Source organism: Mesorhizobium sp. M0062, assembly GCF_040323125.1.
In the GTDB taxonomy this organism is placed as follows: Bacteria; Pseudomonadota; Alphaproteobacteria; order Rhizobiales; family Rhizobiaceae; genus Mesorhizobium.
On record NZ_JAMYUO010000002.1, the window covers coordinates 277,508 to 297,985 of the forward strand.

Genomic DNA, 20,478 nt, shown 5'->3' on the forward strand with positions numbered 1-20,478 from the left:
AGCAAAAAACCCGGCCTGAGCCGGGTTTTCTCATTAAATTCAATTGGATGATGTTCGCTCAGGCGCTGACGCGGATGTCTTCCGGCTCGCGCAGCACATAGCCGCGACCCCAGACCGTCTCGATGTAGTTCTGGCCACCGGATGCTGCGTCGAGCTTCTTGCGCAGCTTGCAAATGAAAACGTCGATGATCTTCAGTTCCGGTTCGTCCATGCCGCCATAAAGGTGGTTGAGGAACATTTCCTTGGTCAGCGTGGTGCCCTTGCGCAGCGAGAGCAACTCCAGCATCTGGTATTCCTTGCCGGTCAGATGCACGCGCTGGCCGCCGACTTCGACGGTCTTGGCGTCGAGATTGACCACCAGGTCGCCGGTGGTGATGACCGACTGGGCATGGCCCTTGGAACGGCGCACGATGGCATGAATGCGGGCGACCAGCTCGTCCTTGTGGAACGGCTTGGTCATATAGTCGTCGGCGCCGAAGCCCAGGCCGCGCACCTTGTCCTCTATACCGGCCATGCCGGACAGGATCAGGATCGGCGTCTTCACCTTGGACAGGCGAAGTGTCCGCAAGACTTCGTAGCCGGACATATCGGGAAGGTTGAGGTCGAGAAGAATGATATCGTAATCATAAAGTTTACCGAGATCGACACCTTCTTCGCCGAGGTCGGTCGTGTAAACATTAAAACTTTCAGATTTGAGCATCAGCTCGATGCTCTGAGCGGTTGCACTGTCGTCTTCTATCAGCAGAACGCGCATTTCATTCCCCTTTTCTGCCGCCGGACCATGTCACGACCCATCCGGGACCGGAGCAGTGATTGCCTGAACAGAGGCTGCCATCGAATGGTTAACAAAACCTAATTCCGCACCAAGGACGGTACCAGATTTTTTAACCCCTTTCTACACCCTCTTGAATCTAATGATGAATCACAGAACCAAATCGCTAATGCAACACATTAATAAGTCGGACTAAGTGACTCAAGGGACTCGCTGGCCGGCTTCCGTATCGGGAGCCGGAATTTTTACCCGGCCTTAAGTCCTCGCCCTTATGATTAACAATGCGCGTAAACGAATGGTTACCGCCGGCAAAAAACTTTAGGGATTTGTTTCCCATAGTTCGGGGAATGCCGGTGGATACGGGCGGCGCCAGGCCCTGGCGGGCGGATTGGACGATATGTGCAGGTGTGCGTTTCCGGGAGTACCGAATCATGAAGTCACGTGAAAACCTCGTTCGGCTGAAGCAATTTCAGGTGAATGAGAAGCGGCGGCAGCTGCTGCAGCTCGACATGATGATCGCCGAGTTCGAGCGCATGGCCGTTGAACTGGAGCTTCAGATCACCGCCGAGGAGAAGAAGGCCGGCATCACCGACATCAATCATTTTGCCTATCCGACCTTCGCCAAGGCGGCGCGTCTGCGCCGTGATAACCTCAGAAACTCTCAAAGCGACCTCGCCCAGCAGCGAAGCGCTGCCGAATCATTACTCGGCGAAGCTGAAGCGGAGCTTTCCAAGGCCGAGATGCTGGAATCGCGCGACACCAAGATCCGCGACGCGGAACTCGGCGGTCGCAGCGCCATGATCGGCTGACGGCAGAGTTTTAACCCGACCGGCGCCGCCTGACGCCGCGCTTTGCTTTGCGTGTAGCGCGCCAAAAAGCCCCGGCGCTGCTGATCCGGCCCGTAAGGCGGCCGCAGCTTCAGGCCCGTGCCAAATCCCTGTCCAGGTTCGCAGCCGCCCTCGCCCGCGCTTGCTTGATGTCAGGCACATGCTCTTCCGACCAGGAGCGTATCTGGGTGAGCAGCCCCGCCAGGTTCTGGCCAAGTTCGGTCAATTCATATTCGACCCGCGGCGGGATCACCGGAAAGATTTCGCGCCGCACAAGCCCGTCGCGCTCGAGGACGCGCAGCGTCTGCGTCAGCATTTTAGGCGTGATGCCTTCGAGCTTACGCGCCAGTTCGCCGTTGCGCATCCGGCCACGGCGCAGCGCACAAACCGTCAGATAGACCCATTTGCTGGCCAGCATCTCGAGCACGGCGTGCGAAGGACACGTCCGCTGGAAGGCGTCATAGCCGGAGCCGCAATCATTATCACTATCCATGAGGTGCCTATATATGGAAAAGGTACATACTGGACAAGGGAATATTACTATCCAAATGATAGTGGCACAGAAACCCCAGCAGGAGCCTCCCATGCGTGCCGTTGTCCAGAATTCAGTCGGCGGACCCGACGTCCTCGTCATCGCCGATCGCCCCGCGCCCTCGCCCAAGTCAGGCGAAGTGCTCGTGCGCGTGCATGCCGCCGGCATCAATCCGGTCGATGGCTCGGTGCGCGCCGGTTACTATCCTTTGCTGGGCGAACCGCCCTTCACTTTGGGCTGGGATATTTCAGGCACGGTCGAGGCGGTGGGCCCAGGCGTCGATGGCGGCCTCAAGGTCGGTGACGCCGTGTTCGGCATGCCGCATTTTCCCAAGCAGGCCGCAGCCTATGCGGAACTCGCTGTCGCCCCGGCCGATGAAATCGCACCGAAGCCGCAAGGCATCAATCACTTTCATGCAGGCGCGCTGCCGCTGGCCGGCCTGACTGCCTGGCAAGGCCTTGTCCACCATGGCGGCCTGAAGCGCGGCCAGCGCGTGCTGATCCATGCCGCCGCCGGCGGCGTCGGGCATCTGGCGGTGCAGATCGCCAAGGCGCACGGCGCTTATGTCATCGCCACCGCCAGCCCGAAGAAACTCGATTTCGTCCGCTCGCTCCGCGCCGATGAAGTGGTCGACTACACCAAGGGAGATTTCGCCGCCGAGGTCAGCGACGTCGACCTGGTGCTGGAGCCGATGGGCGGCGACCATGCCGACCAATCGCTGACAGTCCTGAAGGACGGTGGGGTCCTGGTGTCGCTGCTCAATTTCCACGACACCACCCGAGCCAAGGCTGCTGCGCGTGGGATCCGCGTCGAGCGCATGTCCGTCGTGCCCGACCGTGAAGGCCTCGTCGAACTTGGCAAACTGGTCGATGCGGGAAAGCTTGCGGTCCATGTGGCAAAGAGCTTTCCGCTCGAACAGGCGGGCGCCGCGCACGCTTTTCTCGCCACCAGGCCGATCGGCAAGGTGGTGCTGACGGTCTGAGCAGCAGGCATTACCGACAGGCAAAAGGGCGCGGTTACCGCGCCCTTTTCTATTGTGGTCCTGGCTCTAGTGCCGGTATTGCTGGATGCGCGTCGTGCGCAGCCCGGCAAGGCCGTATTCGTCGATCGACGCTTGCCAGGACAGGAATTCCTCGGTGGTCAGCTTGTAGCGCTGGCATGCCTCGTCGAGGCTCAAAAGCCCGCCGCGCACCGCAGCAACCACTTCCGCCTTGCGCCGGATAACCCAGCGACGTGTATTCGTCGGCGGAAGATCGGCAATCGTAAGAGGGCTGCCGTCAGGCCCAATAACATATTTGACTCGCGGTCTAACAAGATCGGTCATCGTACTCTCTACTAAAAACTCAAAGACCCAATCCCCACCACATTACCGCCACAGCTTTAAAAATTGCCTAAGCGAACCCTAATGAGTAGGTAAGGATCATGAACGCCGCGTTAGTCTTTTCGTCGGCATTTGAGGCAACGGCGGGCAGGCGCGCAATTTTCCCGCAAAATCGGCACCGCCGCAAAGCTGGCGCCGCTGGTGTGGTTGACCTATATTCGCGCCACTGCCATTGAAGCGCCACGCAGAACGAAAGAACCATGAATAGCCTCGACCTTCCCGCCAGCCCGCAAAACACCCGCATCGTCGTCGCCATGTCGGGCGGTGTGGATTCGTCTGTCGTTGCCGGCCTTTTGAAGCGCGAAGGCTATGATGTCGTCGGCGTCACGCTGCAGCTCTACGACCATGGCGCCGCAACGCACCGGGCCGGGTCGTGCTGCGCCGGCCAGGACATTGACGATGCCCGCCGCGTTTCCGAGACACTGGGCATTCCGCATTACGTGCTCGACTATGAGGAGCGCTTCCGTAAGGCGGTCATCGACCCGTTTGCCGAAAGCTACGTCGCCGGCGAAACGCCCATTCCGTGCGTCTCTTGCAATCAGACGGTGAAGTTCGCCGACCTTTTGGCCACCGCCAAGGACCTTGGCGCCGATGCGCTCGCCACCGGCCACTATATCCGCTCCGGGGCCAATGGCGCCCACCGCGCGCTATTCCGGCCCGTCGATGCCGACCGCGACCAGAGCTATTTCCTGTTTGCCACCACGCAGGCGCAGATCGACTATCTGCGCTTTCCGCTGGGTGGGCTGTCCAAGCCTGCGGTGCGGGCCATCGCCGAAGAAATGGGGCTGACCGTTGCCGCCAAGCAGGACAGTCAGGACATCTGCTTCGTGCCGCAGGGCAAATATTCCGACATCATCGCCAAGCTGAAGCCAGCTGCCGCCAACCCAGGCGACATCGTCCATATCGACGGCCGCGTGCTCGGTCGCCATGACGGCATCCTGCGCTATACGATCGGCCAGCGCCGCGGCATCGGCATCGCCTCGGGCGAGCCGCTTTACGTCGTCCATCTCGACGCCGACCGGGCCCGTGTCATCGTCGGCCCGCGCGAGGCGCTGGAGACCCACAAGATCTATCTGCGCAACATGAACTGGCTGGGCGATCGCGCGCTGTCCGACATTCCGGCCGCCGGCATGGAGCTGTTCGCCAAGGTCCGCTCGACGCGGCCGCCGCGCCCGGCCGTGCTGCATCACCGCGCCGGCAGCACCTTTGTCGAACTGGCCGACGGCGAGTCCGGCATCGCGCCCGGACAGGCCTGCGTGCTCTATTCCGACGACGGCAACGAAGCCCGCGTCTTCGGCGGCGGCTTCATCGAGCGCTCCGAGCGCGGCGCCGAGGCCGAAGCCATGCTCAGCCGGCTCGCAGCCAGGCCGGCGCAGATTCCCGCAGAGTAAACACTACCCTCTCGGAGACAGTTTTAGTTTCGATCTGCCTTAAGGGCAGAGTTTCGAAACGGTCTCAGGACTTTGTGTGCGTGACTGTACCCGCCGTCAGGATGCGGAGCACCCTGATGGCTTCCTCGCCGCTGGTGCGCGGCTCGGCCCGCGTCTCGATACACTGGATAAAGTGCTCGAGCTCGCGCGTCAGCGGCATGCCCTGGCCGACCGCGACATAGGATGGCTCGTTGGTGGTGAAGGCCCACTGGCCGCTGTCCTGCCACACCGCGTGGCGGTAGACGGCCAGCTTGCGCTCCCAGGGCTCGACATCGTCGAACACCGCCATTGCCTTGGTGCCGACCACGGTCAGCCGCCGCTCGCGATAGGGATTGAGCCGCGAGGTGAAGAGATGGCTGCGCAAGCCATTGGGAAAGCGCATGTGCAGATGCGCGAAATCGCTGAGATTGTCGAGGAGTGCTGCCCCCTCGCCCCTGACCTCGATCGGCTCGGTGCCGGTGATGGCCAGGATCATCGACAAATCGTGCGGCGCCAGATCCCACAGTGCGTCGTTCTCGGTGTGGAATTTGCCGAGGCCGAGCCGGTGCGAGTGGATGTAGCGGACCTCGCCGAGCTCGCCATTGTCGATCAGCGCCTTCAGCGTCTCGAAGGCGGGATGGAAGCGCAAGACATGGCCGACCATGAACACGCGGCCATTGTCCCTGGCCGCCTGCACGGCGCGCTCGGCGTCGGGCACGGTCAACGCAATCGGCTTTTCCACCAGCACGTCCTTGCCGGCCTCAGCGGCGCGCACGGCAAGATCGGCATGGAACTGCGGCGGCAGCGCCATGACGATGGCGTCGATATCATCACGCACGAACAGCTGGTCGGGCTCGATCGCCAGGCAGTCCTGCTCGCTGGCAAAGCCTTCGGCCCGCGCCCGATTGGCATCGGAAACCGCATGCAGCGCGCCGAGCGCCTTGAGGGTGCGGATGTGGTTGCTGCCCCAGTATCCGCAACCGAGGACTGCAATGCGCGGCTTCATCAGCTTCAAACTCTAATTTCTTGGCCGAGACATAGCGGCGTGCCCCGTCGAACTCAACCCCGGTGGCTTACCGGAGATGCCAGCCCGGCAAAGCTTTTACCGGCGACAATATGCCGGCGCCCCTCGCGCATCGATGCTTGACAGGCTCGCCCTCCCAACCTTATATCCGCGCGACCTTGGCGAACGCCTCGAAATGCCTTTCGATTTAAGGCGGATTTCGGGCCTTTCGCCGCCCTGGCGGGGTAGCTCAGTTGGTTAGAGCACGGGAATCATAATCCTGGGGTCGGGGGTTCAAGTCCCTCTCCCGCTACCAGCCTACCTAAGCTACTGAAATCATAGTAAAAACGCCGACCTATGGTAGCGCCCTGTCCGAAAAAATCTTCAATGATTCTCAGGACCTAGCCTGCTACCGTTGTGACGCCAACGAACGTGTTGCAACGCTTCGCAGACGACAAACTGCGCCTCGAGAGACGTGATTTGCGGGAATTGAAGTCTGCACCTGCGGACCCATTCGGTCCCAATTCCGAGGCGCAATCGACGCGGATTTTCGAATGGCGCGCCCATGTCGCACGCCAGCCCTCAACGCTCGGCGGCTTATGCCCAAGTTATCCAGCTAAATTAAGCAGTCTCATCGGGCGGGCGCTCTGGATTCGCCGACGCCAATCCGCGTGAGCGTACGCGGATCGTCTGACAGATACGATCAGCGAGAGAAGCGAGCGCGCCCTGCACAGTGCGTGCCCCAAGAACGGATTGGAGGGTAACGGCCTGTGTTGCAAACCTATGTTTGAAGGCCTCTCCGCCACAGAGGAAATCGACCAATCCCAAGCCGTGATCAAACGACCACTGTATATACTCCGTAATCAGGACCGCACCCGGCGACGCTCGGCTAAAGTCAGGGTCGTAGGTGGTAACGAATGCCATCATGACGTTGTGCTGGACGATGTTGATGGAAACCGCGACCATCGCACCATTGCATTCAAGTACGAAAATGCGCAGCACACCGGCGCGTGACAGCGCGTCCACCAGGGCGGCAAGAACCGGCTCGCCCTCTTCGAAAAGGTCGGATTCACGCGTGTGCTTTTCCAGCCATCTGCGCTTCAGCGCCGACAGTCGCTCCAGCAATGGCTGCAGCGGCTCGTCGGCCGACAGGAGGCGGAATTTCACTTCGCCTGTTTCTTCCAGTATCTTGATGCCGCGCCGATAGTTCTGGCGCATCTTTTTCGGCTGGTCCGCCAGCCATGCTGCTCCGCTGGCCCACTGTCCAGCGACGCGATAACTGACTTCCTCCCGGTGATTGGCGCGAAGCTTGACGCCGCTGGAAGAGCCCGGTGTAAAAATCCTGCGGGCTGCCGCATCCGGCGACAGACGATTGATAAAAGCAAGATCGAAGCCACCCGCCGAACAGATCCGGTTCCAGAGGTTCTGGAGGGCCGATAGGGAGCATTCCGGCGCGACAAGAATATCACCATAGTCCGTATAGCTATTGGCGGCCCATTCGAGGAGCCGAAGTCCTTTTCGTCTGCCGATCGCCAGGGGAATGACAGCGACCAGCCTGTCATCGCTCCATACCAGGCCGATCCGCAGCGAGCGCCGGTCGCGGTCACGCACGGTGCTCCACCATGCCGAAACCCAGGCATGGCTCTGAAAGATCAGTGCATGGGTACGATGCCATAGGTCTACCCATTCGGCTTCGATGGCGGCCAGGCGATCCGTCGAACTGACGATTTCCAGTCGCTCCGCATCAACAGCGTCAATCGAAGCCATTTTGTTCATGGTTGGAGACGGTCCTGCGGCTGCGCGACATCGATGCGCTTTTGAAAAAGTCGCATGATATGGTTTGCCATTTTCTTGAGCGGCAGCACGTAAAGTCCGAAAAGCGACTGATAGTCGCGTACGTCGCGATCTATCAGTCCAAACTTGAGGTCTTCGTCCGGATCCGGGATGAACTGCGTTCCGAATATGCGATCCCAGAATGAAAAAAGCAGCCCGAAATTCTTGTCGTAGTGGCGAGGGTCGACACTGTGATGCACCTGGTGCCAGTGCGGACACAAGATGACGCCGTTCAACCGGCCGAAGGAAATCTTCAGATGCGTGTGGCGAACAAAGTCCATCATGAGAATGTTGCGAATGACATAGACGTTGATGCCAAATATGGCGATCTCGACCGGATCAAGCGCAATCAGGCTCCACAAGCCGAAACTGATCCCCGGTATGACGCCGTCCCAGATCCGGTTCATCAGATCGTCCAGGGGGTGAACCCGGTCCTTGGTGATCCCAACCATCACTTCGGCCGAATGATGCACCTTGTGCAATTCCCACAGGAACGGGAAACGGTGCTGGGCAACGTGATATAGGTAGTAGGAGATATCGTAAGCAACGAGCATGGTTGCGGTGAAGAGGATGATCGTCACTGGGCCGGCGGGGCCGGGTATCAGCGGTTGCGAGATGCTGAAGAGCCAGCCGACTGCCTGGTTTGTTGCATATCCCGTGGCGGCAACGAAGGTGACACCGGCGGGAATGAGCAGGAAGGGCATCACCAGCCTTTTCGTGATCCAGAACAATGCGTCCGCTCGCGCGGATGGGTGCATGATGACTTCCGCGGGAAAGGCGAAGTCGAAAAAGTCCCGGAAGGATTTCTGTTCGACCGTTCGCCAGTAGGCGACCACCGCGCTCCCCAGCGCCGTGAGCAACAGGAGACCGAGTGTCAGCAGATCGATGTGTGAGAGTTTTTCCACGATCACTCTGGCGAATTCCGAAAACATCGATGCAGTGGCTCCTAGGTGGTGAAATGGTGATCCGGCTCGTCGCGAAGCACATATTGCCAAGCCTATCATATGCTGCCCGCAACTGTGTATCGGGATGCGACTGGCAGAACAATCATGGCCAAATTAGCAGATCAACGGTGTCAAAACCGCTAAATATCTGAACGTAATTAATGTCGAACGCTGCGCCTGCAACCTGCCCGTTATCGGGTCTGCGGCGGACTTGGCGCGAGCCGGATGACTACTCCCTTTTCGCCTACTTGGCCACGCCATGCGAGGCGTTCGGCTGGCTGCCTTGCACCAAAACGCGGCGAAACCCAGCCGCCCTGGCCCGGTGTGTCGCCGCCGGAACGGATGTGGATCGCTGCGTCTGGAAAGTGGATAGTCATCAAAGGTTCAGCGCCGCGCAATATCGTGACAATGTTTCCATCCCTGTTGGCGTGGAGGTCGGCGGCGAGTTGGAAGACGATCTCAGCGACGCGGCTGCCGCCGAGCAGTTGGTCGGTCACGAGGATGCCGTCGCCATCGCGTGTCACGGCGCGTTGATGCACAACGCCGAAGCGGCCTTTGTACCCGTCATGTCGGGCACACAGCCTCCAGTGCGGCCCCGGCTCGCTCTCCACCAATGTCGCAACCGCCTTGTGCGACCAGTTGAACGCCCCGGAGATGATGCTTTGGCTTTTACCCTCTAGGTTCAGCGTGTTGTGCGCCGGCGTCGAGCGGAACCAGTCGCGCCAGCCTCCCCCCGAACCATAGAGCCATGTGCCGGGGTCGACCAGCACCGGATCGCCGTCAATGCACAGGGTGAGCGACAGCGCGTCGGCATGACCGTGCGCCGCTATCGAAAGGTAGCCCAGCGGGCCGTGGTCGTATGTCAGATGGACGTTGCGACCATTCATCTCGCCGCGCCAGACGGAGAGCCCGCCTTGCGTGAATGTATGCAATCCATTCGGCACCGGCGCCGGCCGCGGTGGCGCGCCGAAGAAAAGCGCACGAAAATCGCCAGGCTCCGGTGCGCTGCCCGGCATCCGTAGAAAACCACGGATGGCGGCCGCGACCGATCCGACATAATCGGTTTCGCCCCCCAGCGTGATCACGCGGCCTTCATCATTGTCGCCGAAGCCGCTGGTTTTCGGCGGGAGCCAGCCTGCGAAATTGGCGAAAGCGGCCAAACGCGCTTCGACGGGCTGGGGAAAAGGCAGTCCGGCCTGGCGCGCCGCCGCAGCGCACAGCAGGAAAAGTTCGGCACTGAAGGCGGCGTAGGTCGGGGTCTGCTCGGCCCCGGCGCCATCGGCCAGGATCTGTTTGAGCACCTCAGCCAGGAGCGACTCGCGAGCCACCTCGGCCCCGAAAGCCAGACCGATCAAATATTCGCCAGCCAATTCCGCGACGAGATGGTTGTTGGCGGACGAAAAACGGGAGGGAAACCGCGGCAGCCAATAGGCGCTTGCCGCCAGTATTTCACCGACTTTTTCTCGCGTCGCCGCGCCAAGCCGGTCGCCGACGAGGTCGAGCGTGACAATCAGGCTGATGGCTCGTAGCGCGACCTCGATGCCCGAGGCCCAGCCAACGCCCCGAAATGGTGGGTTGGCGAAATGCCAGCTCTCGATCGCCGCCTCGATGGCCGCACGGGATTGATCATCGCCGGTGAGAAGCAGATGGGCAGCCAGTGGCGGCAGTTGCTGCAGCCGGTTGATTTCCCAGACATATTTTACATCGCCACGGCCGGTGGCATGGCGAAAATCGATATCGAAAGTATGGGTCTTGGGGCCTGGCCAAAGCCGGCCGGTCACCGGATCAAGGCGCCAGAGCTCGGGTGGAAAGAGAGTATAGGGGTCTCGCTGTGGCCAGGTCTGCCCAAGTGCTGAAAACTGGCCCCGAAGAGTGTTTTGCGCAGCCGCCTCGATAGCTTGCCGCTGGGCTGGTGTCGCAGCGGCCGGCACAGCATTCCGCAATCCGTGCAGCACCGGGTGCAACTGCGGCGACGCATAGCGCTGCCAGCCGTTGTCGCGGCGGCGCGAAACGGTCCTCCGGCGCTGCTCGTCCAACCGATGCAATATCTCGGCCAACTCCATGCTGCGCAATCGGTTGAAATACCACCCGACCCTCATCCGCGCTCCGCCAAGATTTTGATCCTCATACACCATCCCGTCGAAAAAGCGTGTGGCGGCATCCTCTTTTCCGTTCCCGCGGTTAATATCTTCGGCCATGACGCGGAGTTTTGCGATGAGAAAAGTTGTCTACGTCATAGCGTGCGCGCTTGGCATGGCTTTGTCAGCCGAGGCGGCGCCGATCCCGCTTGAGCGCGGCGTTGGCGTCCATGAATGGCTCAACTGGTCGCCGGTGGAGAAAGATGGTTCCTACAAATGGCCGCCCTATCGCAGCGAGAAGGAATGGCTTGCGGGCGGCAGGCCGCTCACCGATTGGCCGGACGGCGACCAGTTTGATCGCATTCGATCCATGGGCTTCGACTTTGTCCGGCTGAGTGTCGACCCTGGCCCTCTGCTTGCCAGCGAGGGCGCCAAACGACAACAGGCGCTGGACATGCTTGCCGCTGCGGTGCAGCGGGTGGTTTCAAGCGGGCTCAAGGTGGTTTTCGATCTGCATGGCGTCAGCCAGGTTCCGGCCTACAGCATGGAAATGATCTATGGCGGGGCCGACAGCGAGGGTGTTGCCCGCTATCGCAAAATGGTAGTGGCGGTGGCTGCCATGCTGATCAAAATTGGCGCCGACAAGGTCGCCCTCGAGCCCTATAACGAGCCCGCCTACTACCCTTGCGATTCAAGCGGCAGCGATGACTGGCAGCGGATCATGGCAGGCACGGTTCGCGATATTCGCGCCGTCAGCAGCGAACTCACCATCGTCGCGACCGGCGCCTGCGGCGGGAGCATCGCGGGACTGGTCAACCTGGACCCCAACTTCGACGACCCCAACGTCTATTACAGCTTCCACATGTATGATCCGCACAGCTTCACGCACCAGCGGGCCGATGACAAGAACGCTTTCTCCTCCGGCCTTCCCTGGCCTGCCGACGCCAGCACGCCCGAAGTGGTCGCCGAAACCCTCAAGGCGCAGATGGACGCCGCCGGCTTGAGCCAGATCGAAGAGGTGATGAACATGGCCTCGGCGCGTGAAACGATCGCCCGATACTTTGAGCAGAATTGGGGGCAGAGCCAGCTCGAAGCGGGTTTCCGTCAGGCGGTCGACTGGGCTGAAGCCCATGGCATAGCGAGCCGACGCCTGTTCGTGGGCGAATTCGGCGTTATCCTGATGTCTGCGGATGGCCGCATGGGAGCTTTCGATGCTGATCGCCTGCGCTATCTCATGGCAGTGCGCAGAGAGGCGGAACGCTTCGCGATGCCGTGGTCGGCCTGGGAATTCTCCAATCCTTACGGAATGAGTGTTATCCAACCCAAGGGGCCTGCGATCCCGGACCGGGAGATGTTGCGGGCACTAGGCCTGCCATAACTCGTCATCGCGTCAGGATCGGCTCGAGCGGTCTGCGTGGTTGCTGGCGATCAATCGCGTGAAACCCAAGGACTGTCGTCTCCAGTTGCAGCCGAGAGAGCCTGATCGAACCAAATCAGGCTCAGTTTTAAAATCACTCCACCGAGCAGCTATTTAATATATTCGCTGTAGATTGGTGTCCTCAATCATACGCAAACAAGGGAAAGAGGGCCAAGGGAAAGAATGTGCGGAATTGCCGGCTGGATTGGGCGCAGGGTCGAGAAGCCACAAGATCGGGCCGCCGGGATGTCGAATGCCTTGCAGCATCGTGGTCCCGATGCCGAAGGCATCGAACTCCTGGACCTGAATACAGGCGAGGACCAGTTGGCATTGGTGCATCGCCGCCTGGCGATTATTGACTTAAACGCCGATTCAAATCAGCCGATGCAGACCGAGGACGGACGGCTCCGGATTATTTTCAACGGCGAAATATACAACTACATCGAGCTGCGTGAGGAGTTGATCGGTCTCGGTCACCGTTTTCGCACACGCTCCGACACGGAAGTGCTGCTCAGGGCTTATGACCAGTGGCGCCTGGCCATGTTCGACCGATTGAGCGGGATGTTCGCTTTTGCGCTGTGGGACGCTCAACGGCGCGAATTGATCCTCGCTCGCGACCCCTTTGGAAAAAAACCCCTTTACCTCATGCAAGGCAGAAATTTGCTGTCGTTTGCCTCGGAGATCAGCGCGTTGTTGTCTGCGCAGCCAGATGGCCAGCAGCTCGATCTGGATGGAGTGCGCGAGTATCTGACCTGGCGTTACGTGCCTGGACCGCGGACGCTTTTTAAACAGATCCGCAAGCTCAACCCGGGAAGCTACGCTGTGTGGTCGCAAGGGGAAGTAACGGAAACGCGCTATTATGCGCCCCCGGATCAGACCGATCTGACAGCGGATATCGATCCAGGAACCGCCAAGCGACGATTTCTGGAATTGCTCGACCGTTCTGTCGAGATCAGGATGCGCAGTGATGCGCGGTTTGGCGCCTTTCTGTCCGGGGGGCTCGACTCGTCGGCAATCGTTGCCCTGATGACCAGGCACAGCGACAACCCCATTCGTACGTTTTCGGTCGGTTTCAGCGAACAGGCTTACAGCGAGCTTCCATTCGCCCGGCGCGTCGCCGATCATTTCAAGACCGATCATTGCGAAATCGTCATCCAGGCGGATGACCTGATGAATCATCTGCCCAAGATGGTCCGCCATCGGGGGGCACCTGTTTCACAAAGTACGGACATTCCAATTTACCTGATGTCGGTTCGAGCCTCGCGGGACGTCAAGATGGTGCTTACGGGCGAAGGGGCGGACGAGATTCTCGGCGGCTACCCCAAACATCGCGCAGAGTCTCTGGCGGGTGTCTACCGGTCACTTGTTCCAGCGTCGCTTCACAACAATCTCCTCGCCCCTTTGATGCGCGCATTGCCCGGCGCATCGGCCAAGTTCGACATATTTGCCCGAAGCGCGGGTGAACGGGACTTTGCCACCCGGATGATCTCCTGGTTTGGAGCCATGACGGCGCGGGAACGCGATTCGCTCCTCGGTGGGTTGGCCACTTGCGGCCATGACTGCAACGATTTCCCGTTCTCTTCGAGTGTGACGGAATCTCATCTGCGCCGTGTGTTGTTTTTTGATCAGACATCGTGGTTGCCCGACAACCTCTTGGAACGGGGCGACCGAGTGATGATGGCCGGTTCAATCGAGGGGCGAATGCCATTCCTTGATCGCGATCTGGTTTCCTTCGTCAGCCAACTGCCCGATCGTTACAGGCTGGGCTTCCTGCACAGCAAACAGATCCTGCGCGACTGCATGGCCGGCATGGTTCCCGACGAGGTCCTCAACCGCCCAAAGATCGGCTTCAAGGTGCCCGTCGCCGAATGGTTCCGCGGGCCGATGAGCGATTATGTACGGGACCATCTGTGTTCGTCCCATTCGGTCATCCGTAGCTATTTGAGCGCCAAGAAGCTGGACCAGATTGTCAGGGAGCACGCCGAGCGCGCCGCGGACCACGAAAAACTGATATGGGCGCTTTTGAACCTGGAGATATTCCACCGCGAATTCGCGCTTGGCCCGCCGCAGTGACGACAATGAAGGACAGCGTCAGCGCTTGACCGATCGCGCCTCGGACGCGACCGATCTCCAGACATCGCAGATCGCGTCGACAAACGGTGCAAGCTCAAGCCTTTCCCGGTGCACCGCCATGGCGGCGGCGCCAAGCCGCGCGCGCAGCGCCGTATCCTCGACCAGCCGAGTTAACGCCTCGGTCAACGCCGCCACATCGCCGGGCGGCACCAACAGACCGGATTGTTCGTGGGTGATGATGTCCTCGACCGCGCCAACCGGGGTGGCCACGACAGCCAGGCCGGCCGCCATGCCTTCGATCACTGACATTGGCAGATTTTCGGCGAACGAGGGGAGCACCAGAATATCGGCCGAAGCGATCAGTGATGCGACCTCGTCAGGTCCCACCCAGCCCGGAAAAGCAATACGGTCGGCAATCCCTAGAGCGACCGACCTCGCTCGTGCCGGCTCGACCTCACCATCGCCGGCGATCGTGGCACGCCAACCCCTGAGATGTTTCATCCGCTCCAGCGCCTCGCCCAACTGCGGCACGCCCTTTCGCTCGCCGATGCGGCCGAGGAACAGGATGTGCACGTGATCGCCTCCGCCGACATGCGCCAGGGAAGGAACTGCCGTGGCGTTGGGAACGATGACAATATTGCCGCCGTTCGCCGGTGCCCGGCTGGCGACGAAATCGCGCCAAAGCCCCCCCAGGACAATCACCCGGCCGGCATGCTCGAACAGAGCCCTGATACGGCGGCTCATGAAACTATGATCATCTTTCCAGAATGTCTGATACTGCGCCCCATGCAGATGAAGGACATATGGTATCGACAACAGCCTGGCGCAGGCGGCGATCATCATCTTGCGATAGGTGCTGCCGGAGACCGATATATTGATGTGAATGACGTCGGCGCGTCTGTCGAGGCGGGCCGCAAGCATCCGCGCGCAAAAACCAAGCATGTAGAAGATCGAAAGCCCGACATGTCCCGGGCCACGGCTGGAAAGAAAGCGCAGATCGATGTCGGCGATCTCTTGCCGTTCGAACTCCTGCTTCAGCGCCCCCATGATCCGGTCAATGCCGCCTTGTCCCGAAACGCCCGAGGGCGTTGCGACCAAGACATGTATTTTTCTATTGTGGGCGAGACGCTGCAACATGACACCATTTGGATTGCGGATGCCGGGTGACCGTAAAGCAAAGGTTCCAAAAAAGATTTACGACAAATCTTTTGGTTCAAACTGTATCCGTTCACCCTTTGCCGTCATCGTGCTGGAATTCCCGTCGGTCAACGATTAATCGACGGCAAATTTTCCGGGAACAACCCTTTGCTGCTCCGTTCCACACTCATCTATGGCCCAGCTATTCTGCTGACGCGGGTTTCCGCTCTGCTCCTGCTGGTCGTCATGACGCGGCTGATCGACCAGACGGAGTATGGCCTGCTGACCCTGGTGGTCACCGTGGGCGAAATGACGGATGTTGCCGTTACCAACTGGCTGCGCATTGCCTTGTTGCGGCTTGGCGGAAAAGGCGACGTCAGCCGTGGCAGCCTGATGCTTGCCGGACAGGTATTGCTTGTCACCACGGTGCTGGCCCTGATCATATCCGTGATCGCCTCGGCGGTGATCGTGCCGGAGCGCTGGATCGAATTTGCAATCGCCGTCTGCAGCTATCTGATTGCCGGCTCCATCAGCCGGTTCGCGTTGACGGTGCTGCAAATGCAGCAGCGTCATTCCCTCTATTCGATGCTTGAATATCTGCGCGGCCTGCTGCAACTCGCCTTGCCGATCGCCGCCATCCTTATCTTCCAACGCTCGTTTCTGACGGTATCGCTCGGCTCGAGCCTCGCCGTGCTGATTGCCGGCATCGTGGCGTGCGTGGTGGCATCCGGGCGCGTTATTGGCGGCCCGCCGCGCTTCACCCACAAGGAGTTTTTTGCCCTCGGCGTGCCCCTGGTCATCATGGCGCTGGTCGGTTTCGGTCTCAACAGCGCTGAACGCGTCTTCCTCAAGCTCTACTACGATGCCGGCGCGGTGGCCGTCTTCGCAGCCGCCTACGCATTGGCTCGGCAGCCGATCGATATGGTCGCCAACGCAATCAACATGGGCGCATTTCCAGAAGTGGTCAGCCGCTTCGACGAAGAGGGATCCGAGGCGTCCGGGCGGTTGTTGTCGCAACTCATGGCCTTGATGATACGCCTTTGCCTGCCGGTCGCAGCAATGCTTATCGCGCTCAGCGGCGACATCACGCGACTCCTGCTGCCCGCGGAATATCATGGTCGCTTCGGCCTGCTGTTCCCGATCATCGCCTTCAGCGTTCTTTGTGCCAATCTCACAAGCTTCGTTTATGGCGTCGTGGTGCACGCACATAAGCGGCCGTGGTTGCTGATCATCGCCAATTCCTTCGGCTCGGTGGCAACGATTTCACTGTCTTTTCTGTTGATTCCCACCATGGCGGAGGTTGGCGCGGCGTTGGCGTTGGCGGGCGGATCGCTGGCAGGTCTTGCAGCCTGCATCGTCATCGCCGAGAGGCTCACGCCGGTGCCGGTGCCCTGGCGCGACATCGCTGTCTCAATCATAATTTCTATCTGCACCGGATTGGCCGCCAGCCTCGCCAGCACTGCGCTGGGCTATATGCCGGCGATCTTTCCGCTCGCGGCGGGCGGCGTCGCCGGCGCTGCGGCTTTCCTGGGACTGACCTGGTTGTTTCACCCCGCGGCCGTGACGCATTTCATCGGCAAGCTAAGGGCACGGCTCCGGATCGCATAAATCCCGCGCTATGAGGCATGCTTGTCTGAAAGTCGCGAGCTTACGGATTGACGTTTCGGCGTCCCCGGCGAGACCAGAACTCACGCCACAGCAGCAGTGCATAGGCGGTGTTGGTATCGTAGTAGCGGCGCCACAAGCGTCGCGGCTCCTGCGCCACGCGGAACAGCCACTCCAGGCCGGCCGCCTGAACCAGTTTCGGTGCCCGGGCGACCTTTCCACCATAGACGTCGAAGCTGCCGCCCACGCCCATGACGAAACTCGGAGCGAGTACGTCGCGATAGCGCTTGAGAAAGCGCTCCTTGCTCGGCGTCGGCATCGCCACAAACAGGCAGTCGGCACCTGAAGCGTTGATGGCCTCGACGATCGCGGCCTCTTCCTCCGCCTTGAAATACCCATTGCGCCGGCCGGCAATGGCCAGGCTCGGATGATCTCTGGCAAGTCGGCTTTCAACTGCGTCGAGAATGTGCTGTTCAGCGCCCAAAAGGTAGGGGCGATAGCCACGCTTGGCGCACAGCGCAAGCAGGTTGATCATGACGTCGACGCCGGTCACACGCTCCGGCAACTCGACGCCGCAGAGCCGCGCGCCCCAAAGCACGCCTTTGCCGTCGACATTGACCATATCCGCCCCGACGACATCCTCGCGCAGTTCGGCATTCTTGCGCATGTTCACAAGCTTGGCGACGTTCACGACAACATGATGAAGCGGTCGCCGCGTCGCCATCGCCTCGTCTGCGATGGCCAGCGTCTCGGCCATGGTCAGCGCATGGATGGTCGCACCGAGAAACTCGCGGCGGCGTGATGCCAATAGGGAGTGTTGCGCCCATGCCGGGTCATGCGAGTTCATGCCGCTTCTCCGGTGCGAGCGAGAGACTGCGAGCGTTCCATTTCGGATTTCTTGCCTTCGATGCGGGCGTCGGGCTTGCGCGCCTTGCGCCAGGTCCACAGGCCTCGTGTGTCGACGAGCTTCTTGTCCTTGAGCGCTTCGGGATCGATCAGATTGAATTGTCGATGGTCGACCAGCAGGACGACGATATCGGATTGGTCAATAGCGGAAAGTGCATCGGTGAACATGATGCCGCTGCCCTCGAGCTCGTGTGGCAACTGACGCGCATTGGGCTCGGCAGCGACGATCTTGATATTGGGAATCTTGGACAGAAGCTTAACAACCTCGACAGCCGGGCTCTCGCGCATATCGTCGATATTGGGTTTGAAGCTGAGGCCAAGACAGGCGATCGTCTGGTTGCGGGTCGGGTCGAGCAATGCCTCGATGTCCCTGACCACCGACAAGGGTCGCTCGGAATTGATGCGCCGTGCCGAACTGATCAGCCGCGTATTGTTCGGTGCGGCGTCGATGATAAAATACGGATCGATCGCAATGCAGTGGCCGCCCACGCCCGGGCTCGGCTGCAGGATGTTCACGCGAGGATGCCGGTTGGCGAGATCGATTACCTCCCAGACATTGAGCGATAGATCCTGGCACACCGCCGCAAGCTCATTGGCGAAGGCGATATTGACATCGCGGAACGCATTTTCGGTCAGCTTAACCAGTTCCGCGCTTTCGGCCTGGGTTATGAACAGGTCGCCGGCGACGAAGCTTGAATAGAGTGCCGCTGTCCGCTCCGAAGACTTTCGGGACAGTCCGCCGATCGAGCGATCATTGTTGATCAGCTCGGTCAGCACCTTTCCCGGCAGCACGCGCTCGGGAGAGTAGGCGACCAGGACGTCAGCTTCCTCGCCATGCGCAACGGGAAATTTGAGATCGGGTCGCAGTTCCGCGAGCAGCGCTGTCATGACGCGCGTCGTGCCGACCGGCGATGTTGATTCCAGCACCACCAGGTCGTCCCGTTTTAGCACCGGAGCGATGCTTCGCGCTGCCGCAAGCACGTAGCTGACATCCGGCTTGCGGTCCGGGGTGATCGGAGTTGGAACGGCAATAATATAGGCATCGGCCGGCTGAGGCGTGCTGAATGCCTTGAGCTTGCCATTGGCGACGACTTTCTGGATCAAACCATCCAGGTCCGGTTCGATGATGTGGATTTCGCCGCGGTTGACCTTCGCGACCACCGCCTCATTGATATCGACACCGATGACTTCGAGTCCGCGGCTGGCAAAAATGGCGCAGGTCGGCAGGCCGATATAGCCCATGCCGATAACGGAAACGGTTTTGATTTCAGCCATGATTCAGCAATTCCTCAACGATCCGGGTCGCAGCTTGGCCATCGCCGTATGGGTTGTGCCTCTCCGCCATGCCGCGATAGACGCTCTCATCATCGAGCAGGCTATTGGCATTGGCCAGAATTTTTTCGATATCGGTACCGACCAGCCGGGCAGTACCAGCGGCGATCCCTTCGGGTCGCTCCGTGTTTTCCCGCATCACCAGCACCGGCTTGCCGAGTGAAGGCGCCTCTTCCTGCACGCCGCCGCTGTCGGTCAACACCAGGTAGCTCTGTTTCTGCAGGTACAGGAACGGCAAATAGTCCTGCGGGTCGATCAGGTGGATGTTCGGCACCGTCCCGATTTCGGCGTCGACCACGGAGCGCACATTCGGGTTGGGATGGACCGGGTAGATGATCTGCACATCCCTGCGCGCCGACAATGCCTTCAGCGCGGTGCAGATCCTCTGGATGCCGCCATCGAAATTCTCACGGCGATGACCGGTGACGAGGATCATTTTCTTGGTCGGATCGATGAAGGGGAAACGAGCGGCGAGCTTGGCGTTCATCAGCTTGTCGGCATCGATCTCGCTGGAGAAATGCAGCAGCGTGTCGATCACGGTATTGCCGGTTACGAAGATGGTGTTCGCAGCCTTTCCTTCGGCGATGAGATTGTCGCGCGCCTCGGTGGTCGGCGCAAAATGCCAAGTGGCGATGTTGCCGGCAATCTTGCGGTTCAGTTCCTCCGGAAAGGGAGAGTTGATGTTGTGGCTGCGCAATCCCGCCTCGATATGGGCAACCGGAATCCGCTTGTAGAAGGCAGCTAGAGCCGCGGTCATCGCGGTGGTTGTGTCGCCCTGGACGATGACGATGTCCGGCTTCGCCTTCTCCAGCACCCCCGCCATTCCGAGGAGCACGCGCGAGGTCACGTCGAACAACGTCTGACCTGGCTGCATGATGTTGAGATCGTAGTGCACCGGCAGGCCCGTCAATTCAATGACCTGATCGACCATCTCGCGATGCTGGCCCGTCACACATATTTCCGTGGTAAAGCCTGGATGGGCGAGCGCGGCGCGCGCCACCGGAAAACATTTGAGCGCCTCCGGCCTCGTGCCGAACACGATCAGCAGTTTTCGCCTTGAGGGCAAGTTCGGATGTGAAACGGCGTTCATGGTTGACCCTGGTCACCGAAAGCGTGGGCGCCCGGCTGACATGTGCTTTCAGCCTAACAATAGCGCCCTGAACCGCCTTCGTGTTCAAAAAAATTAACGTATGATTAACGCTAGAGTCCGCAGCCCCCCTTGGGCAACC

At 60.3% G+C, this 20,478-nt stretch carries 17 protein-coding genes and 1 tRNA gene; 7 read left to right on the plus strand and 11 right to left on the minus strand.

All coding sequences use genetic code 11. From position 1 onward, the window contains the following. Positions 1–58 precede the first annotated feature (58 nt). Positions 59–754, minus strand: coding sequence for a response regulator transcription factor CtrA (ctrA, locus tag NKJ64_RS03560; RefSeq protein ID WP_006203583.1), 696 nt, complete (start codon positions 752–754; stop codon positions 59–61). Between the two features lie 449 nt (positions 755–1,203). Between ctrA and NKJ64_RS03565 the strand changes: the two genes are divergently transcribed. After that, entirely contained in the window at positions 1,204–1,581 is a 378-nt protein-coding gene (locus NKJ64_RS03565; protein ID WP_023669945.1) for a flagellar export protein FliJ, read from the plus strand. 109 nt (positions 1,582–1,690) lie between these two features. On the opposite strand, the gene NKJ64_RS03570 is transcribed toward NKJ64_RS03565, so the two are convergent. After that, positions 1,691–2,092 carry a winged helix-turn-helix transcriptional regulator gene (locus NKJ64_RS03570; RefSeq protein ID WP_023691645.1) on the minus strand — a complete coding sequence of 134 codons (402 nt, stop codon included), beginning with the start codon at positions 2,090–2,092 and terminating at the stop codon, positions 1,691–1,693. Positions 2,093–2,183: 91 nt separating this feature from the next. Between NKJ64_RS03570 and NKJ64_RS03575 the strand changes: the two genes are divergently transcribed. Then, positions 2,184–3,113 carry an NADP-dependent oxidoreductase gene (locus NKJ64_RS03575; RefSeq protein WP_352461981.1) on the plus strand — a complete coding sequence of 310 codons (930 nt, stop codon included), beginning with the start codon at positions 2,184–2,186 and terminating at the stop codon, positions 3,111–3,113. A gap of 66 nt (positions 3,114–3,179) precedes the next feature. On the opposite strand, the gene sciP is transcribed toward NKJ64_RS03575, so the two are convergent. Then, the gene (sciP, locus tag NKJ64_RS03580; protein ID WP_013529904.1) at positions 3,180–3,455 is read right to left on the minus strand and encodes a CtrA inhibitor SciP; all 276 of its coding nucleotides are present in this window, start codon (positions 3,453–3,455) and stop codon (positions 3,180–3,182) included. A 257-nt stretch (positions 3,456–3,712) separates the two neighbouring features. On the opposite strand from sciP, the gene mnmA reads away from it, so the two are divergent. Next, positions 3,713–4,903: a tRNA 2-thiouridine(34) synthase MnmA gene (mnmA, locus tag NKJ64_RS03585; protein WP_352461983.1), complete on the plus strand. Its 1,191-nt coding sequence runs from the start codon at positions 3,713–3,715 to the stop codon at positions 4,901–4,903. 64 nt (positions 4,904–4,967) lie between these two features. Here mnmA and NKJ64_RS03590 read toward each other — a convergent pair whose 3' ends face one another. Next, on the minus strand, positions 4,968–5,927 hold the full coding sequence (locus NKJ64_RS03590) for a Gfo/Idh/MocA family protein (RefSeq protein WP_023669941.1): 960 nt from the start codon (positions 5,925–5,927) through the stop codon (positions 4,968–4,970). 236 nt (positions 5,928–6,163) lie between these two features. On the opposite strand from NKJ64_RS03590, the gene NKJ64_RS03595 reads away from it, so the two are divergent. Further along, positions 6,164–6,240: transfer RNA gene (locus NKJ64_RS03595), tRNA-Met, on the plus strand. 305 nt (positions 6,241–6,545) lie between these two features. Here the strand turns inward: NKJ64_RS03595 and NKJ64_RS03600 are convergent. The 3 genes from NKJ64_RS03600 to NKJ64_RS03610 all read right to left on the minus strand — a co-directional run bounded on the left by NKJ64_RS03600 (position 6,546) and on the right by NKJ64_RS03610 (position 10,899). Continuing rightward, positions 6,546–7,700 carry a GNAT family N-acetyltransferase gene (locus NKJ64_RS03600; protein ID WP_352461985.1) on the minus strand — a complete coding sequence of 385 codons (1,155 nt, stop codon included), beginning with the start codon at positions 7,698–7,700 and terminating at the stop codon, positions 6,546–6,548. Next, the gene (locus NKJ64_RS03605; protein ID WP_023686296.1) at positions 7,697–8,689 is read right to left on the minus strand and encodes a sterol desaturase family protein; all 993 of its coding nucleotides are present in this window, start codon (positions 8,687–8,689) and stop codon (positions 7,697–7,699) included. The genes NKJ64_RS03600 and NKJ64_RS03605 overlap by 4 nt, the downstream gene beginning before the upstream one ends. A 203-nt stretch (positions 8,690–8,892) precedes the next feature. Then, positions 8,893–10,899: a heparinase II/III family protein gene (locus tag NKJ64_RS03610; RefSeq protein WP_023671805.1), complete on the minus strand. Its 2,007-nt coding sequence runs from the start codon at positions 10,897–10,899 to the stop codon at positions 8,893–8,895. A 16-nt stretch (positions 10,900–10,915) separates the two neighbouring features. On the opposite strand from NKJ64_RS03610, the gene NKJ64_RS03615 reads away from it, so the two are divergent. Further along, on the plus strand, positions 10,916–12,157 hold the full coding sequence (locus tag NKJ64_RS03615) for a glycoside hydrolase family 5 protein (protein WP_352461986.1): 1,242 nt from the start codon (positions 10,916–10,918) through the stop codon (positions 12,155–12,157). A gap of 222 nt (positions 12,158–12,379) precedes the next feature. Beyond that, the gene (gene asnB / locus NKJ64_RS03620) at positions 12,380–14,269 is read left to right on the plus strand and encodes an asparagine synthase (glutamine-hydrolyzing) (protein ID WP_352461988.1); all 1,890 of its coding nucleotides are present in this window, start codon (positions 12,380–12,382) and stop codon (positions 14,267–14,269) included. 18 nt (positions 14,270–14,287) lie between these two features. Here asnB and NKJ64_RS03625 read toward each other — a convergent pair whose 3' ends face one another. Next, the gene (locus NKJ64_RS03625; protein ID WP_023671802.1) at positions 14,288–15,406 is read right to left on the minus strand and encodes a glycosyltransferase family 4 protein; all 1,119 of its coding nucleotides are present in this window, start codon (positions 15,404–15,406) and stop codon (positions 14,288–14,290) included. A 168-nt stretch (positions 15,407–15,574) separates the two neighbouring features. On the opposite strand from NKJ64_RS03625, the gene NKJ64_RS03630 reads away from it, so the two are divergent. Further along, positions 15,575–17,014, plus strand: a complete 1,440-nt coding sequence (locus NKJ64_RS03630) for a lipopolysaccharide biosynthesis protein (RefSeq protein WP_023671801.1) — start codon at positions 15,575–15,577, stop codon at positions 17,012–17,014. 40 nt (positions 17,015–17,054) lie between these two features. Here NKJ64_RS03630 and NKJ64_RS03635 read toward each other — a convergent pair whose 3' ends face one another. The 3 genes from NKJ64_RS03635 to wecB are packed head-to-tail and all read right to left on the minus strand — an operon-like array spanning position 17,055 to position 20,339. Beyond that, positions 17,055–17,858 carry a WecB/TagA/CpsF family glycosyltransferase gene (locus NKJ64_RS03635; RefSeq protein ID WP_023725122.1) on the minus strand — a complete coding sequence of 268 codons (804 nt, stop codon included), beginning with the start codon at positions 17,856–17,858 and terminating at the stop codon, positions 17,055–17,057. Further along, a complete protein-coding gene (gene wecC, locus NKJ64_RS03640; RefSeq protein ID WP_023671799.1) occupies positions 17,855–19,192 on the minus strand; it encodes a UDP-N-acetyl-D-mannosamine dehydrogenase in 1,338 nt (445 codons plus the stop codon). The genes NKJ64_RS03635 and wecC overlap by 4 nt, the downstream gene beginning before the upstream one ends. Then, positions 19,185–20,339 carry a non-hydrolyzing UDP-N-acetylglucosamine 2-epimerase gene (gene wecB / locus NKJ64_RS03645; RefSeq protein WP_352461990.1) on the minus strand — a complete coding sequence of 385 codons (1,155 nt, stop codon included), beginning with the start codon at positions 20,337–20,339 and terminating at the stop codon, positions 19,185–19,187. Before wecB ends, wecC begins: the two co-directional genes overlap by 8 nt. Positions 20,340–20,478 lie beyond the last annotated feature (139 nt).

Excerpts from the sequence above, each read along its gene's own strand:
- NKJ64_RS03570 (WP_023691645.1), bottom strand. The coding sequence starts at position 2,092 with ATGGATAGTGATAATGATTGCGGCTCCGGCTATGACGCCTTCCAGCGG.
- NKJ64_RS03575 (WP_352461981.1), top strand. The coding sequence starts at position 2,184 with ATGCGTGCCGTTGTCCAGAATTCAGTCGGCGGACCCGACGTCCTCGTC.
- NKJ64_RS03590 (WP_023669941.1), bottom strand. The coding sequence starts at position 5,927 with ATGAAGCCGCGCATTGCAGTCCTCGGTTGCGGATACTGGGGCAGCAAC.
- sciP (WP_013529904.1), bottom strand. The coding sequence starts at position 3,455 with ATGACCGATCTTGTTAGACCGCGAGTCAAATATGTTATTGGGCCTGAC.
- NKJ64_RS03635 (WP_023725122.1), bottom strand. The coding sequence starts at position 17,858 with ATGAACTCGCATGACCCGGCATGGGCGCAACACTCCCTATTGGCATCA.
- wecC (WP_023671799.1), bottom strand. The coding sequence starts at position 19,192 with ATGGCTGAAATCAAAACCGTTTCCGTTATCGGCATGGGCTATATCGGC.
- NKJ64_RS03600 (WP_352461985.1), bottom strand. The coding sequence starts at position 7,700 with ATGAACAAAATGGCTTCGATTGACGCTGTTGATGCGGAGCGACTGGAA.
- asnB (WP_352461988.1), top strand. The coding sequence starts at position 12,380 with ATGTGCGGAATTGCCGGCTGGATTGGGCGCAGGGTCGAGAAGCCACAA.
- NKJ64_RS03615 (WP_352461986.1), top strand. The coding sequence starts at position 10,916 with ATGAGAAAAGTTGTCTACGTCATAGCGTGCGCGCTTGGCATGGCTTTG.
- NKJ64_RS03565 (WP_023669945.1), top strand. The coding sequence starts at position 1,204 with ATGAAGTCACGTGAAAACCTCGTTCGGCTGAAGCAATTTCAGGTGAAT.
- NKJ64_RS03625 (WP_023671802.1), bottom strand. The coding sequence starts at position 15,406 with ATGTTGCAGCGTCTCGCCCACAATAGAAAAATACATGTCTTGGTCGCA.
- NKJ64_RS03610 (WP_023671805.1), bottom strand. The coding sequence starts at position 10,899 with ATGGCCGAAGATATTAACCGCGGGAACGGAAAAGAGGATGCCGCCACA.
- mnmA (WP_352461983.1), top strand. The coding sequence starts at position 3,713 with ATGAATAGCCTCGACCTTCCCGCCAGCCCGCAAAACACCCGCATCGTC.
- wecB (WP_352461990.1), bottom strand. The coding sequence starts at position 20,339 with ATGAACGCCGTTTCACATCCGAACTTGCCCTCAAGGCGAAAACTGCTG.
- ctrA (WP_006203583.1), bottom strand. The coding sequence starts at position 754 with ATGCGCGTTCTGCTGATAGAAGACGACAGTGCAACCGCTCAGAGCATC.
- NKJ64_RS03605 (WP_023686296.1), bottom strand. The coding sequence starts at position 8,689 with ATGTTTTCGGAATTCGCCAGAGTGATCGTGGAAAAACTCTCACACATC.